We start from the raw sequence: 14,824 nt of genomic DNA, 5'->3' as shown, positions 1-14,824 counted from the left end.
CGCGATTCTATGCGGTCCCTGCTCAAATGATTCGCTCTTCAACCTGAAAAAGGCTTGCTTTTGAACAGAGTATCTACCTTCCAGAACCGTAGGGTGCAATAACCGAAGGGCATTGCACCAAGCACCCCAAAACCCGTAGGGTGCAATAACCAAAGGGCATTGCACCAAGCGCTCCAAATCACGTCCTCAAAATACCAGCGTCCGCACCCCATCCGCCATCCCCAGCAACGCCACATCCGCCCCACGCGCCGCAAACAACCCTACCGTCACAACCCCGACAATCGCATTGATGGCCAGCTCGGTCGCGACGGGATCGGTGATCTGCAAGCCAAGCACGTCGATAATGACATTGCCGTTATCAGTGAGCACAGCCCGCCCATCCTTGACCCGCAAACGCGGCGTGCCGCCCAGTTCGGCGAGCTTGCGCGCGACCACGGCCTGCGCCATCGGGATGACTTCCACCGGTAATGGGAACGCACCCAGCACATCGACCAGTTTGGAGCCATCGGCGATGCAGATGAATTTTGTGGCGACAGAGGCGACAATCTTCTCGCGCGTGAGTGCCGCGCCACCGCCTTTGATCATCGCGCCGGTATCGGTGATTTCGTCGGCACCATCGATGTAGACCGACATCGACGCAACGTCATTGAGATCAAACACGGTGATCCCGTGCGCGAGCAAGCGTTCGGCAGTACCTTCGGAAGAGGCCACTGCGCCCTTGATGCGGTGCTTGACACCCGCCAGCGCATCAATGAAAAAATTCGCGGTGGAGCCGGTGCCGACGCCGATGATGTCACCGTCGACCACATAGTCGAGGGCAGCGCGGGCGACTGCTTGTTTGAGTTCGTCTTGGGTCATTGTGGTCATCGTAGTCATCGTAGTTATTGCAAAAAATTAAAAAGAGAGTCTTCAGCCCGACAAGCCGAATTCATCGACATCGACCTGTTTTGGAGTGACATAGACCAGCACGATGCGCGGTCCATTCATTTTCTTGACCATCACGTCGAACTGGTCGAATTCGATGCGCTGGCCTTCGGTTGGAATGTCGCCCAGCTTGGCCATGACGAGACCGCCGACCGAATCGATGTCGTCGAGGTCGAGCGCTTCATTTTCGATATCGATGGCAAGAATGCGTTCGAGGGTGTAGATCGGCAGGCTGCCCTTGCCAACCAGCGTGCCGTCATCGAGACGACTCCAGTCCTGATCGTTCTGGCGGAATTCATCGCGGATTTCACCGACCAGCGCACCGAGCAGATTGTCCAGCGTCAGGAAGCCGACCGGCTTCTGGCCGGGATGACCAACCACCGCAAAATGCGGTGCGCCCTGACGAAACAAGCGGAACAATTCAGGTGCCGGCATGCGCGGCGAGACATATTGCACTGGCCGGAAAAACGGCTCCAGACTCTCGATCGACTTGCCTTGTTCCTGTCCCAAAAAAAGATCCTTCAGATGGATCACGCCCAGTACTTCGCGCTGCTCGGCATCGAAATACGGATAGCGGCTAAAGCGGCTGCGATAGACCACCTGCAGATTGTCGGCCAGCGATTGGCCGGCATGCAAGGCGGCCATCTCATGCGCCGGGCGCATCAGGTCACCGACATCAAGTTCGCTGAAATCCAGTGTCTGCGCCAGCACCTTCCATTCGTCCGAACTGAATTTATCGCCAGAGTGGCTGCCGCGCAAAATGATCTTGAGTTCATCGGAGGAATACGCGGTGTCATGACCGCTCGCACTACCCAGTCCGACCAGTCGCAAGACACCATTGGCGCTTTTGTTGAGTACCCAGATGATCGGATACATGCTCCAGTAAAAACCATACAACGGCACCGCGCACACCAGGCTGACAGCCTCGGGATGACGGATCGCCATCGACTTCGGCGCCAGCTCGCCGACCACGATGTGCAGGAATGAAATGACCAGGAAGGCAAAACCGAATGACACCAGCTCGATCAGACTTACCGAAGTCACGCCGATGGCGATGAAGACCGGATGCAGCAGACTGGCAAAAGCCGGTTCACCGACCCAGCCAAGGCCGAGCGAGGCCAGCGTGATGCCGAGCTGGCAGGCCGACAGATAGGAATCGAGCTGGCGGTGTACGGTGGCCAGGATACGACCGCGCAGGCCCTGGGTTTTGGCGATTGCGCGGATGCGGGTCTCGCGCAGTTTGACCATGCCGAATTCAGCACAAACGAAAAAGCCATTGAGGGCAACCAGAAACAGCGCCAGGAAAATCAGCATGAAGTCTTGCATGGAGGGGTGGAAAGTGGACCAGCCGGTAGTGTAGACGCAAACGTCGTGGTGTCGATGACTTTGACGGGGTGGCGGCGACGCAGGTCGACATATCGATGCGCTGGGTCAATGGCAGAGGGCCGAAGCAAGCGAGATAGGGAGGTGATTAGAAATAGTGTTAAGTCAGATGGGTTGGTGCTCATCCATCAGGGTTGATGACGGTAGCCAGTGCATTTGGTGCAATGCCCTTCGGTTATTGCACCGTCCCAACCCAACCTACCGATGGCAAGTACAAGCGAAGAGGTCATCCCCTCCGCCACGCCATCAATTCCCCAGAAACAGCTGCAAGATGATGCCGCTGGCAATCGCTACCAGCACGTAGTCGCCGCCGGTCTGCACCCAGTGATAGCCACGCGGCGGAGCCGACAGGCGGTGACCGCGCCAGTCGTCAACAACATACTGGCGACTACGGTAGTCGCGCGGCAGGCGGTCGCCCTTGCGATAGTTGTGGCCCGGTCCGGCACCACGACCGTCGCGGCCATCGTTGTAGCGCGCTTCTTTACGGTTGTCGTGACCACGGTCATTGTCGCGTCGGTCGTCATCGCGACGATCCGGTCCACGACCCTTGTCGCCACGGTCCGGCGGACCGCCACGCTGGGCTTGCTCGTTACGGCCGCGATCACCGCGATCGCCCCCGTGGTCGTTATCTGATCGGCCTTGGCCAAACGATAGTCCGCTCGACCCTAATGCCATGGCGAGGATGGCGCTAACAAGTGCTTTCTTGTTCATGTTGGATTCCCTTTGGTTGCAACGACATGCTGGTATCGAAACATCACCAGCGTTCGTCGATCTGCCGAAAGGATAGCCGACAAGCAAGCATCTATCTGTACGGTGCCCCGCACATCGCCGGCACGAACAATCAATGCGCCATGAGTACCGGCACCGTCATCGAGGTCAGGATCGTGTTCGTCACGCCACCGAGCAAGACCTGACGAAAGCGCGAATGGGCATAACCGCCCATGACAATGAGGTCGGCATTGCAATCGGCAGCATGCGACAGCAGCGCATTGCCGACATCGAGATCGTCCATGCGCCCGCTCTTCGACGCTTTTTCGGTGGTGGTCAGGACCACGACGTCGAGCTTGACGCCGTGTCGCGCAAGGTACAGCGCGATGTCGGCACCGGGCTCATCACCATGCACATCGGGTTTGGCCTCCGGATTGAAGACCACCAGTTGCACCTGCTTCGCCTGCTTCAACAACGGAATTGCCGCCGTCACCGCACGTGTGGCTTGCATGCTGCCATCCCAAGCCACCAGGATGTTCTGGCCGATGTGTTCAAAATGACCGACATACGGAATGATCAGCACCGGGCGCCCGGAATGCATCACCACGTATTCGGGGAATTCATCAGCGGTCGACGGCGACGGCTCTTCGGGATTGCTCTGTCCGACGATGACCAGATCGCAGTAGCGTGCCTGCAGGCTCACGCCAGGACCGGCCTCTTCGTCGACCAGGCGCTTTTCAAACGATTGCACGCCGAGCGTACTGACCGCACGCTCGAACTCTTGCAGCGCAAACGTACCGCGCTCCTTGAGCATGTCGAGCATCGCGCCGAGTTGCAGGTTGCCTTCGCCGATCGCGCCCGGCAAATAGAACAGGCCGGAGACGCCGGTGGTGGCGGTGCCGGTCAGATGGCCGCCATTGCGCAAGACCAGTTCGGCACCGATGCGGATACGTTCAGCCGTGCGTACGGAGGCGTCGACGTGAACCAGGATGGTGGGATAGCTCATGGTGTTTCCTTTCTCGGTAAATGAAAAATGACTTACAACGAGGCGCTATGCGGGAAACCCTGACGTTCTTCGCTTTTTGCCTGACAGCCGATGCAGAAATGCGCCGAGGGCATCGCCTGCAGTCGGGCAAGGGGTATGGCTTCCTCACAAGCGGTGCAGATGCCATAGGTTCCGGCCTTGATCCGGCCCAGTGCCGCATCGATTTCAACCAGCACGGCCAGATCCAGTTCAAGCTCGGCAAGGTCGGTATCGTTGAGCACATCGGCAATGACGGCATTGTCGTCGGCGACTTTTTGCTCGGTCAGCACCAGTTCATCGGACTCGTCGGAACGGTGCAACTGGGGATCAATCCGCGCCTGCAATTCCTGGCGGCGCAGCAGTAAAGCGGATTCGAGTTCTTGCAATTTGGCGGGAGTTAAGTCGCTCATGATGTCTCCGGTAAAAAATGGCTGCGCTGTCAGGATGACTTGTTGCGCGCCGGTTCTAACAATAGTCTGGTGTCGCCAGCGACCCGGTCGCTGACAGAAAAACTGTCTTCAAGGACCGCCTCGAACACTTGTCCGACAAGCGGTTTTCTCTACGCTGGCATGGCCTGCGTGCCGATGGCATCAGGCCAACGCGTTAGCGCGTACGAGCACGCAGCGCGGTCAATTCCTGCTGCAACTGTTCGATGCGTTGCAGCAGCGTCAATGCCAGCGCCACACCGTTCTGATCGAGCTCGAAATCATCGCGCAAACGGCGCGCGGTGCACGCAGTGACCACCGTGCGCAACTGGAACAACAGCGGTTCGGTCTGCGCATCGGCCGGCACGATCAGACCGATGCCAACGAGCTCCTCGAGCTCTTCGCGCGACAGGCCCGAGACCTCGGCCAGATGCGCGATCGTGCAGACATGCTCGGCATCGAGCGAGATACTTTCTACGGTCGTGACCTTCATCATGTCTCCTTGTGTCCGGTACTGCGCGGCTTGAAGTCCGAGAGTACCGCCAGCTGTTCGTATAAGCCCTGCTCAGCCGGACTAAGGGTCTTGGGCAGCACGATGCGCACCAGCGCAAACAGGTCGCCCGCCGCACCGCCGGGGTCCGGCAAGCCACGTCCACCGAGACGCAGGCGTTGTCCTGACGACGTGCCGGGCTTGATATTGAGTTCGACCTTGCCGCCCAGCGTAGGAATTTCCACCGTCGTCCCTAGCGCAGCTTCCCACGGTGCCAGCAACAGGTCGCACACCAGATCGCGGCCGGTCACCCGGTACAGCGGATGCGGCAACAGTGACAACACTACGAACAGGTTGCCGGCTTTGCCACCATGGCGACCCGGACCGCCTTTGCCGGCCAGTCGCAGACGCTGGCCATCGGTCGCCCCTTTCGGTACCGTGATACGGAAAGTGCGGCTCACCCGATGGGGCAAGCCATGGGCATCCATTTCAGGCAGTTCAACCGTGACGTCGGTTTCCGCACCGCTATAAATCTGTTCGAGCGTGACGTCGACGTTGACCGAATAGTCCGTGCCCTCTTCCGGCATCGCCGCCCGGGTGCGCCGGCCAGTCCCGCCGGAACGAAATGCGCCCATCAGGTCGGACAGGTCGACATCGTCGAAGGCATTGGCACCCGAGCCATAGCGCTGCTGCCACTGCGGCGGTGGCGTAAAGTTTTCGCCGGCCGAGCGCTGACCGAGCTGGTCGTATTCGGCCCGCTTCTCGGTATTTTTCAGGGTGGCATAGGCTTCGGCCACCGCCTTGAATTTCTCTTCGCCCTTCGGGTCCTTCGAGACATCCGGATGATATTGATGAGCCAGCTTGCGGTAGGCCTTCTTGATGTCATCGAGGGTGGCATCGCGCTCGATCCCGAGCGTGTCGTAATAGTCTTTGTACTTCATCGGATTCCTGCGTCAGAGTGGCTGCCAGATTGCATGACGCAATCGGCGGTCGGCGACGGTCAAAGTCGCCCGGTCAGCAACATGATAATCAGAATTATGACGATCAGGCCGGTTAAACCGCTCGGACCGTAGCCCCAGCTGCGGCTATGCGGCCAAGACGGGAACGCGCCGATCAGCACGAGGATGAGGATGATCAATAAAATAGTGCCCATGGTGCTCCCTTGAACCGATTGAACTGCGGATTTCTTCATCACTGAAGACGATCCGAGGCTAACCAGAAATACCCATACCATCCGTGCGCTACCGCACGAAACCTGCGCGATACGTCGTTATGAAAAGGCAATCAGAAATTGGGCATCCTGGTCTCAGGTCTGCCGCAACGCACTCGCTGCCGTTGCCAGCGCAGTGATGCGCGCCCAGTCGCCGGAGAGCATCGCGTCTTTTGGCGTGAGCCATGAACCGCCGACGCAGGCGACATTCTTGCACGCCAAAAATTGCGGTGCCGTCGCCAGCGAAATCCCACCGGTCGGGCAAAACATCACATCACCCAGCGGTCCGGCAATCGCATTGAGCATGCCGACGCCGCCTGCCGGCACGGCTGGAAACAGCTTGAGTTGGCGAAAGCCGGCTTCGCGTGCGGCCATCACTTCGGACGGCGTCATCACGCCGGGCAGCAGTGGCAAGCCACTCGACCGTGCCGCCGCAATGAGCGCCGCAGTCAGGCCGGGCGAGACACCGAACACCGCGCCAGCATCACGTGCGGCGGCAAATTCTTCGGGCAGCGTCAGCGTGCCGACACCGAGAATCGCCTCGGGCACCTGCTCGGCCATCGCGCGGATCGCCGCCAGTCCGTGGGCGGTGCGTAATGTCACTTCCAGTACGCGGATTCCACCGGCGACCAGCGCTCGCGCCAGTGGCACCGCATGGTCGAGGTTATCGATGGCGATGACCGGGATCACTGGTGAAGTGCGCATGATGTGGAGCAGGTCGGGCATCAGATGGGGAGCTTGATTCATGAGGTCACTTTCTCGACGGCAGATAAAACGGGGGGCAAATCAAACGTCGTCGCGCCTTCTTCGGCAGCGCTGACGGTAGCGCGGAACATGCCGAACAGTTCGCGGCCCATGCCGACCTGGTTGTGGCGCAGGTCCGCCGTGGCCTGCTCGCGCGCATCCCAGACCTCGGCTGGCACATCGGCTTGCAGCACGCCGTTTTCGGCATCGAGCAGCAACAGGTCGCCGGTGCGAATCCGGCCCAGCGGCCCGCCGGCCAGCACTTCCGGCGAGACGTGGATGGCTGCCGGCACTTTGCCGGAGGCACCCGACATGCGGCCATCGGTCACCAGCGCGACATGGAAACCGGCATCCTGCAGATTGGCCAGCGCGGGGGTCAGCGCATGCAGCTCCGGCATGCCATTGGCGCGCGGTCCCTGGAATCGCACGACAGCAATGAAATCCTGATTGAGTTCGTCCGCCTTGTAGGCCCGCATGAAATCTTCTTGCGAATCGAACACGATGGCCGGTGCTTCGACACGGCGGTATTGCGGCTTGACTGCCGAGACCTTGATGACGGCGCGCCCAAGATTACCGGTCAGCAGACGCAACCCGCCATCGGCCGAAAACGGTTCGGCGGCACCGCGCACCACATTGCGATCGGCGCTTTCGAGTGGTACCGGCCGCCAGACCACGACGTCGTCTTGCAGAAACGGCTCGCTGCAATGTGCGCGCAAACCCTTGCCGAGGACAGTGGTGACATCGTCATGCAGCAAACCGGCATCGAGCAATTCACGGATCACGAAACCGGTACCGCCGGCGGCATGGAAATGATTGACGTCGGCGTCACCGTTCGGATAAATCCGCGTGAGCAGCGGAATGACCGCAGACAGCGCCGCAAAATCATTCCAGTCGATGACGATGCCGGCGGCCTTGGCGATAGCGACCAGATGCAATGTGTGATTGGTCGAACCGCCGGTGGCGAGCAAGGCGATGATTGCATTGACGATGGATTTTTCATCGACCAGCCGACCGACCGGCGTGTACTCGGGTGTGTGTGTAGCGATCTTGACCGCACGTGCCGCCGCTGCAGCAGTCAGCGCATCGCGCAACGGCGTACCCGGCGTGATGAACGCAGCACCCGGCAAGTGCAAGCCCATCACTTCCATCAGCATCTGGTTGCTGTTGGCCGTACCGTAGAACGTGCAGGTGCCGGCACCGTGATACGACTGCGATTCGGCTTCGAGCAATTCGGCGCGACCAATCTTGCCCTGCGCGTACAACTGGCGCACGCGGGCTTTTTCGGAATTGGACATGCCGCTGGTCATTGGTCCGGCCGGGATGAACACGGCAGGCAAATGACCGAAGTGCAGCGCGCCGATCAGCAGGCCCGGTACGATCTTGTCGCACACGCCAAGGTACACGGCAGCATCGAACATGTTGTGCGACAGCGCAACGGCCGTACCCATGGCAATCGTATCGCGTGAAAACAGCGACAGCTCCATGCCCGGCTGGCCTTGCGTGACACCATCACACATGGCTGGCACGCCGCCGGCAAATTGCGCCACGCCACCGGCCTTGCGCGCAGCGTCCTTGATCAATTGCGGAAAACGCTCGAACGGCTGATGCGCCGAGAGCATGTCGTTGTAGGCAGAAATGATCGCCACCGATGGCAAGCGCGCTTGCCGCAGCGCCAGTTTATCGTTGGCCGGGAAGGCGGCAAAACCATGCGCCAGGTTGGTACAGGACAGCGCATTACGTTGCACGCCCTGCTGCAAGGCCGCTTCCATGCGCGTCAGGTAAGCGCCACGTGATGGCCGGCTACGCTCGATGATGCGGTCGGTGACGGAAGTCAGAACGGAATGCATTTTCATGAAAACTCCTTGCGTGAAGACTGAATAAGTAATTTTACTACAAACATTTCATCGCCGGCAGTGTGGTTTATTGCTAATGATTACCGAGGGCAATGTTTGTAGCTGACTCTTTCTTAGCTGAAATTTCTCTTGCACGAGACGGATAAAACTCGATTTACTCTGATGTTTTGTAGTGAAATTACCTTCAGTTAATGTATAGTCGATCACACCATCCTACTTCAGAGACCTCCTGCCATGGCGTCGACACCGCTGACAGACAATCCGATTTTCCGGCGATTACAAACTCGCCACGCCGAAACGTGTTCCACCACAATGCGCGCCCAGTTCGCCAGCGAGCCGAATCGCTTCCAGCAATTTTCGATGCAGGCCGCCGGTCTGACGCTGGATTATTCCAAGAACCGGATTGACCGCGTCACGCTGGATTTGTTGCTCGATCTGGCGCGAGAACGCGATGTGGAAGGCCACCGGCACAAGCTGTTCGCCGGTGAAAAAATCAACACCACCGAGCAGCGCGCCGTGCTGCACACGGCCTTGCGGGCACCGGCAGGCCAGACGTTCGTGCTCGATGGTCAGGATGTCGATACCGATGTGCAAGCGGTACTGACGCGCATGCAGGTCTTCAGCGAACAGGTGCGCTCGGGTGCCTGGACTGGTCGTGATGGACGGGCTATCACCGACATTGTCAACATCGGCATCGGCGGCTCCTACCTCGGACCGAAGATGGTCTGCCAGGCGCTACGTACCTTCGCCCATCCGCGCCTGACTTGCCATTTCGTTTCGAATGTCGATGGCCACGATCTCGCTGCGGTACTGGCACGCGTCGAGCCGGCCACGACCCTGTTCATCATCGCCTCGAAAACCTTCGCCACCGCCGAAACGATGATGAATGCGCGGTCGGCGCGCAGCTGGTTCCTTCAGGGAGGCAGCAACAGTGACCTGGCAAAACACTTCGTTGCGGTGTCCACCAATCTCGCCGGCGTGACCGACTTCGGCATCAACCCGGCCAACATGTTCCCGTTCTGGGACTGGGTCGGTGGTCGCTATTCGATCTGGTCGGCAATCGGGCTGTCAGTGGCGGTGCTGGTGGGTTTCCCGGCTTTCCGCGCTTTCCTCGATGGTGCCCATCAGATGGATAAGCACTTCCAGGAAGCACCGCTGGAGCGCAACATGCCGGTATTGCTGGCCATGCTGGGCGTCTGGTACCGCAATTTTCATGGCAGCAGTTCGGTCTCGATTGCGCCTTATCATCAGGACCTGAGCCTGTTCGCCGGCTACCTGCAACAGCTCGATATGGAAAGTAACGGCAAGCACGTCAGTGCCGCCGGCGAGCCGTTGACCACAGCCAGCGGCCCGGTCATCTGGGGCGATACCGGCACCAACGGCCAGCACGCGTATTTCCAGTTGCTGCATCAGGGCAGCGACCTCATTCCGATCGATTTCATTGCGGTACTGGGTGCCAGCCACACGCTGCCCGGACATCAGGCGGCACTGCTGGCCAATTGTTTTGCACAAGCCGAAGCCTTCATGCGCGGCAAGACCGCCGATGAAGTCCGTACCGACCTGGCTGAACAGGGACTCGATGCGGCAAGAGTCGAGGCGCTGATGCCGCACAAGACGTTCCCCGGCAACCGCCCGTCCAACATGGTGCTGATGGAGGCACTGACTCCGGCGACGCTGGGTGCACTGGTGGCACTCTACGAACACAAGGTGTTCGTGCAAGGCGTGATCTGGGGGATCAACAGTTTCGACCAGTGGGGCGTCGAACTCGGCAAGGTGCTTGCCAAATCGATCGCCCAGGAATTGACCGGCGCGGCACAACCGGCGCAGCATGACAGTTCGACCAACGCGCTCATCGCACTGGCCAAAGCTGCGCTGGAGCACCAACCCATCGCACCCGATTAACTTGCACACAATCTGATGAAACCCATGGCCTTGACTGATTTCGATCTCGTACTATTTGGCGGCAGCGGCGACCTGTCGATGCGCAAACTGCTACCGGCCATGTATGCCCGCGATCGTGCCCGGGATTTCCCCGCCACTGCGCGCATTATTTGCGTTGGCCGGCATCACTTGACGACCGCGGAGTTTCTCGCATCGGTCGAGTCGACCGCGAAACCAAACCTAACCGCGGGTAGTTTCGACGACGTTGTCTGGCAGCGCTTTTGTCAGCGCATCCAGTACGTTGCTGTCGATGCCGACAAACCCGAAAGTTACTGCACGCTAGCGGCAGCCTTGCGCGATGATCCGGCACTGGTGCGGGTGTTTTACCTCGCGACACCGCCGACGCTGTTTGCCACCATCTGCCTGAACCTGGCCGCTTGTGGCAGTGCCACGCCGAACGCGCGCGTCGTGCTCGAAAAGCCACTCGGCCGCGATCTGGCCAGCGCGCGCCAGATCAATGCCGATGTCGGCAGCGTATTCACCGAATCGCAGATTTACCGGATCGATCATTATCTGGGCAAGGAAGCCGTGCAGAATTTGCTGGCACTGCGCTTCGGCAATATCCTGTTTGAACCGCTGTGGCGGCGCGAGTGGATTTCGGATGTGCAGATCACGATCGCCGAAGAACTCGGCGTGGGTAACCGCACCGGTTATTACGACACGTCCGGCGCGCTGCGCGACATGCTTCAAAACCATTTGCTGCAATTACTGTGCATCGTCGCCATGGAGCCACCGACGATGATCACGCCGGATGCGGTCCGCGACGAAAAGCTCAAGGTACTGCACGCGCTCAAAAAATTCACCACCACGACGCTGACACAGAACGTGGTGCGCGGCCAGTACCGGGCCGGCCATGTCAATGGCGTGGCCGTACCCGGCTATCGCAAGGAACCCGGTGCCGACCCGGAATCGAAGACGGAAACCTTCGTCGCCGTGCGCGCCGAAATCGATACCTGGCGCTGGGCCGGCGTGCCCTTTTATTTGCGCACTGGCAAGCGCATGGCCGACCAGCTGGCCGAAATAGTCGTGCGCTTCAAGGCCATCCCGCATTCGATCTTTGCGCAGTCGAGCGGCAGCTTCCAGCCCAACAGCCTGGTGATCCGGCTGCAGCCCGATGAAGGCTTGCACCTGAACCTGATGGCCAAGACACCGGGCGACAACATGCGCCTCAAGCCGGTTGATCTCGAACTGGATTTCCGCGAGACCTTCAAGACACCGCGCATGGATGCCTACGAACGCTTGCTGCTCGATGTACTGCGCGGCCAGCTGACGCTGTTCATGCGCAGCGACGAACTCGAAGCCGCCTGGGAGTGGGTCGAGCCCATCCTGAATCACTGGGAACAGGAAGAAAACGAACCGATTCCGTACACGGCCGGTACCTGGGGTCCGGCCGCTGCCAGCGCGCTGATTGGCCGTGACGGTTTGCAATGGCGCGAAGAAGCGCTGCCAGAAATGTGACGACGATGTTGCTCGATTCCATACGGTCGCAGCTTGACGCGCTGTCCAAATCCGAACGCAAGGTCGGACTGGCCGTGCTTCGGGACCCGACCCTCGCCGTGTCCGGAAACATCACCGCACTGGCTGGCAATGCCGAGGTATCGGAGCCGACCGTCGTACGTTTTTGTCGCGCCATCGGTTTCGATGGCTGGCAGACGTTCAAATTGAAACTGGCACAGGCACTGGCCGTCGCCCTGCCCGGCGCAAATGAAAACCTGACACCCAACGACCTGGCTGCCGACCTCGTCGGCAAAATTTGCAGTCGCTCGATCAATGCGCTGCTCGACTTGCGCAACACACTCGATCCAGCTGCCATCGAACGTGCGCTGGATTTGCTGGCCAAGGCCCGCAAGATCGAGTTCTACGGACAAGGATCATCGGGCATCATCGCCGCCGATGCGCAGCACAAGTTCTTCCGCGCTGGTGTGCCAACCGTGGCGTATTCCGATCCGCATATTCACAGTATCGCGGCGGCGCTCCTGAAAAAAGGCGATGTGGTGCTAGCCATCTCACAGCGCGGCAACAGCGTGGCCTTGCTGCGCAGTGTGCAACTGGCGCGCAAGGTCGGTGCCGACGTAATTGCGTTGTCGCCCAGCGGTACGCCACTCGCCGAATTGGCGACGGTGCTGGTACCGGTCGATCTGCATTTTCATACCGATCCCTACACGCCGATTTCAGCGCGCCTGGCGCATCTGGTGGTCATCGACATTCTCGCGGTCGGACTCGCGCTACGACGCGGTCCGGAGTTTCGCAAACAAATGCAAAACGCGCAAAAAGCCCTGCAAAAAATTGACATGCAATTCGACTCGTTCCTGCGATCACCGCTGCGTCATGATGAGGATGGCTGACGCGTTTCAATGCGGGATCATTGAGGGTTCATTGCGGTTTCAACGCGGCTCCATCGCAACTCCATCAAACACCCAGTCAATTTTTTGGTGGACTCCAGCGCTTCGCAAGTTGGGTAAGCTCATCCAACTTGCCCAACACATGGATCTGCGTCGCACAGCGCCTGGGCACTTCGTTCCTTCCTGAGGCGCTGTCGGCGGCTACTTGCCTGACTCTGGCGGTGGCGATCCCGGTGTGGCTGGAGCAGCTGGCGCGGCCGACGGACTCGGCGGGCTCGGCATTACCGTCGAGGGCACGTTGCCCGGCGCTGCGGCTGAAGGCAAGCCACCAGCAGCTGGTTGATCCGTCGTCGGCGAACGGCGGTCACAACCGCCCAGCAAAGTCGTGCCCAGCGCGGCAGCGAACAAGAATGTCAGGATAGAAGATGAGACTTTCATTAATATTCCCTTAAGGTAAAGACCGCAGGAAAAGCGGCCTGTTTTCAGCAGGCAGGTGGCCTGTGAACAGCGTAGCTTGATCGCTCACGCTGCCTTTGATCCCGCTCAATTCCTCTTAACCTCAACGGTCTTGCATGCTGACCATCGCCTCCATCAACAAGGCGGCATCGCCAATTGCAAGCCGCTTCGAGTCCGATAAGGTCTGCCGAAAATGCCGCGCACCAGGCAGCCCTGCCATCAAACCCAGCATATGGCGCGTGATGCTGTTGAGACGCGGCCCACCCTTCATTGCCACCGACGGGGTCGGCCCGAGCTGGCGACGGATATACGGCAACATCGCTTCAATGACTTCCGCACGCGTGCGTGGCATCGCCGGATCATCGTAGTAGCGCGCATCGAAACCAGCCATCAGGTACGGGTTGTGATACGCCTCGCGTCCGAGCATCACGCCATCAACATGCTGCAGATGCAGATCGATGTCGGCCTCGGTCTTGATGCCGCCGTTGATGATGATTTCGAGATCGGGAAACTCGCGCTTGAGCTGATACACCGCGTCGTAACGCAGTGGTGGCACTTCACGATTTTCTTTCGGACTCAAGCCCTTCAGGATCGCATTACGGGCATGGACGATGAAGGTCGTGCAGCCGGCCTCGGCCACCGTACCGACAAAGTCACGCATGAATTCGTACGACTCGTTCTTGTCGATGCCGATCCGGTGCTTGACCGTGACATCAATTGATACCGCATCACGCATCGCCTTGACGCAATCGGCGACCAGTTGTGGCTCCGACATCAGACAGGCACCAAAAGCACCTTTTTGCACGCGCTCGGAAGGGCAACCACAATTGAGGTTGATTTCATCGTAGCCCCACTGCTGCCCGAGTCGCGCGCTGTGTGCCAGATCGGCCGGATCGCTGCCGCCGAGTTGCAGCGCGACCGGGTGTTCTTCATCGTTGAAATCGAGATGACGCGCGACGTCGCCATGCACCAGCGCACCGGTCGTCACCATCTCTGTGTATAGCCAGGTGTGGCGGGAAATCTGACGATGGAACAGGCGACAGTGCCGGTCAGTCCAGTCCATCATCGGGGCGGCGGAGATACGCCGGCTCTTGTACGTGCTTGTTTTCATTTACTTGAATTGAATTGTGGAAGAAATTTCTTTGGACGACGTGCGGTCCAAACCGATGCAAACCCAAAATCGATGAGCACAGATACCAACATGTGCAGCCGATTGCAAGCACTTCCATAGCGGCGATGACAAACCGCAAGACGAGCCGGCACACTATTGCCCAAAATCTGTAGCGTATGACCACGGGACGTCGCTGCCGATGCGACGCCAATT

15 protein-coding genes are annotated in these 14,824 nt (G+C 59.4%); 4 read left to right on the top strand and 11 right to left on the bottom strand.

Annotated elements, in window-relative coordinates; all coding sequences use genetic code 11:
* Positions 1-186: 186 nt before the first annotated feature.
* From rpiA to edd, 10 genes are all read right to left on the bottom strand, one after another.
* A complete protein-coding gene (rpiA, locus tag QN370_RS09570; protein ID WP_322129174.1) occupies positions 187-858 on the bottom strand; it encodes a ribose-5-phosphate isomerase RpiA in 672 nt (223 codons plus the stop codon).
* A gap of 51 nt (positions 859-909) precedes the next feature.
* The gene (locus QN370_RS09565; RefSeq protein ID WP_322128257.1) at positions 910-2,250 is read right to left on the bottom strand and encodes a hemolysin family protein; all 1,341 of its coding nucleotides are present in this window, start codon (positions 2,248-2,250) and stop codon (positions 910-912) included.
* Positions 2,251-2,553: 303 nt separating this feature from the next.
* Positions 2,554-3,018, bottom strand: coding sequence for an RcnB family protein (locus QN370_RS09560; RefSeq protein ID WP_322128258.1), 465 nt, complete (start codon positions 3,016-3,018; stop codon positions 2,554-2,556).
* Between the two features lie 130 nt (positions 3,019-3,148).
* Positions 3,149-4,021: a universal stress protein gene (locus QN370_RS09555; RefSeq protein ID WP_322128259.1), complete on the bottom strand. Its 873-nt coding sequence runs from the start codon at positions 4,019-4,021 to the stop codon at positions 3,149-3,151.
* 32 nt (positions 4,022-4,053) lie between these two features.
* Complete coding sequence (locus tag QN370_RS09550) at positions 4,054-4,449, bottom strand: TraR/DksA family transcriptional regulator (protein WP_322128260.1); 396 nt, start codon at positions 4,447-4,449, stop codon at positions 4,054-4,056.
* A gap of 193 nt (positions 4,450-4,642) precedes the next feature.
* The gene (locus QN370_RS09545) at positions 4,643-4,960 is read right to left on the bottom strand and encodes a chaperone modulator CbpM (RefSeq protein WP_322128261.1); all 318 of its coding nucleotides are present in this window, start codon (positions 4,958-4,960) and stop codon (positions 4,643-4,645) included.
* Positions 4,957-5,895, bottom strand: a complete 939-nt coding sequence (locus QN370_RS09540; RefSeq protein WP_322128262.1) for a DnaJ C-terminal domain-containing protein — start codon at positions 5,893-5,895, stop codon at positions 4,957-4,959. The genes QN370_RS09545 and QN370_RS09540 overlap by 4 nt, the downstream gene beginning before the upstream one ends.
* 59 nt (positions 5,896-5,954) lie before the next feature.
* Positions 5,955-6,107, bottom strand: a complete 153-nt coding sequence (locus QN370_RS09535) for a DUF3309 domain-containing protein (RefSeq protein WP_322128263.1) — start codon at positions 6,105-6,107, stop codon at positions 5,955-5,957.
* Positions 6,108-6,260: 153 nt separating this feature from the next.
* Entirely contained in the window at positions 6,261-6,890 is a 630-nt protein-coding gene (gene eda, locus QN370_RS09530) for a bifunctional 4-hydroxy-2-oxoglutarate aldolase/2-dehydro-3-deoxy-phosphogluconate aldolase (protein ID WP_416172180.1), read from the bottom strand.
* 17 nt (positions 6,891-6,907) lie between these two features.
* Complete coding sequence (edd, locus tag QN370_RS09525) at positions 6,908-8,761, bottom strand: phosphogluconate dehydratase (protein ID WP_322128265.1); 1,854 nt, start codon at positions 8,759-8,761, stop codon at positions 6,908-6,910.
* Positions 8,762-8,995: 234 nt separating this feature from the next.
* Here edd and pgi point away from each other — a divergent pair, with 234 nt between their 5' ends.
* From pgi to QN370_RS09505, 4 genes are all read left to right on the top strand, one after another.
* Positions 8,996-10,663 (top strand): glucose-6-phosphate isomerase, encoded by a 1,668-nt coding sequence (gene pgi, locus QN370_RS09520; protein ID WP_322128266.1) that lies wholly within the window; start codon positions 8,996-8,998, stop codon positions 10,661-10,663.
* A gap of 24 nt (positions 10,664-10,687) precedes the next feature.
* Positions 10,688-12,160: a glucose-6-phosphate dehydrogenase gene (zwf, locus tag QN370_RS09515; RefSeq protein ID WP_322128267.1), complete on the top strand. Its 1,473-nt coding sequence runs from the start codon at positions 10,688-10,690 to the stop codon at positions 12,158-12,160.
* 5 nt (positions 12,161-12,165) lie between these two features.
* Positions 12,166-13,047, top strand: a complete 882-nt coding sequence (locus QN370_RS09510) for an SIS domain-containing protein (RefSeq protein WP_322128268.1) — start codon at positions 12,166-12,168, stop codon at positions 13,045-13,047.
* Between the two features lie 202 nt (positions 13,048-13,249).
* Entirely contained in the window at positions 13,250-13,387 is a 138-nt protein-coding gene (locus QN370_RS09505) for a hypothetical protein (protein WP_322128269.1), read from the top strand.
* A gap of 216 nt (positions 13,388-13,603) precedes the next feature.
* On the opposite strand, the gene dusA is transcribed toward QN370_RS09505, so the two are convergent.
* Positions 13,604-14,611, bottom strand: a complete 1,008-nt coding sequence (gene dusA, locus QN370_RS09500; protein WP_322128270.1) for a tRNA dihydrouridine(20/20a) synthase DusA — start codon at positions 14,609-14,611, stop codon at positions 13,604-13,606.
* Positions 14,612-14,824: the final 213 nt, after the last annotated feature.

Source organism: Actimicrobium sp. CCI2.3, assembly GCF_035019065.1.
Taxonomy (GTDB): domain Bacteria; phylum Pseudomonadota; class Gammaproteobacteria; order Burkholderiales; family Burkholderiaceae_D; genus Actimicrobium.
The sequence above is the reverse complement of the archived record's forward strand: the minus strand, read 5'-3'. Positions and strand labels throughout refer to the sequence as shown.

Coding starts and splice junctions, on each gene's coding strand:
- rpiA (WP_322129174.1), bottom strand. CDS start 858: ATGACCCAAGACGAACTCAAACAAGCAGTCGCCCGCGCTGCCCTCGAC.
- QN370_RS09565 (WP_322128257.1), bottom strand. CDS start 2,250: ATGCAAGACTTCATGCTGATTTTCCTGGCGCTGTTTCTGGTTGCCCTC.
- QN370_RS09560 (WP_322128258.1), bottom strand. CDS start 3,018: ATGAACAAGAAAGCACTTGTTAGCGCCATCCTCGCCATGGCATTAGGG.
- QN370_RS09555 (WP_322128259.1), bottom strand. CDS start 4,021: ATGAGCTATCCCACCATCCTGGTTCACGTCGACGCCTCCGTACGCACG.
- QN370_RS09550 (WP_322128260.1), bottom strand. CDS start 4,449: ATGAGCGACTTAACTCCCGCCAAATTGCAAGAACTCGAATCCGCTTTA.
- QN370_RS09545 (WP_322128261.1), bottom strand. CDS start 4,960: ATGATGAAGGTCACGACCGTAGAAAGTATCTCGCTCGATGCCGAGCAT.
- QN370_RS09540 (WP_322128262.1), bottom strand. CDS start 5,895: ATGAAGTACAAAGACTATTACGACACGCTCGGGATCGAGCGCGATGCC.
- QN370_RS09535 (WP_322128263.1), bottom strand. CDS start 6,107: ATGGGCACTATTTTATTGATCATCCTCATCCTCGTGCTGATCGGCGCG.
- eda (WP_416172180.1), bottom strand. CDS start 6,890: ATGCCCGACCTGCTCCACATCATGCGCACTTCACCAGTGATCCCGGTC.
- edd (WP_322128265.1), bottom strand. CDS start 8,761: ATGAAAATGCATTCCGTTCTGACTTCCGTCACCGACCGCATCATCGAG.
- pgi (WP_322128266.1), top strand. CDS start 8,996: ATGGCGTCGACACCGCTGACAGACAATCCGATTTTCCGGCGATTACAA.
- zwf (WP_322128267.1), top strand. CDS start 10,688: ATGGCCTTGACTGATTTCGATCTCGTACTATTTGGCGGCAGCGGCGAC.
- QN370_RS09510 (WP_322128268.1), top strand. CDS start 12,166: ATGTTGCTCGATTCCATACGGTCGCAGCTTGACGCGCTGTCCAAATCC.
- dusA (WP_322128270.1), bottom strand. CDS start 14,611: ATGAAAACAAGCACGTACAAGAGCCGGCGTATCTCCGCCGCCCCGATG.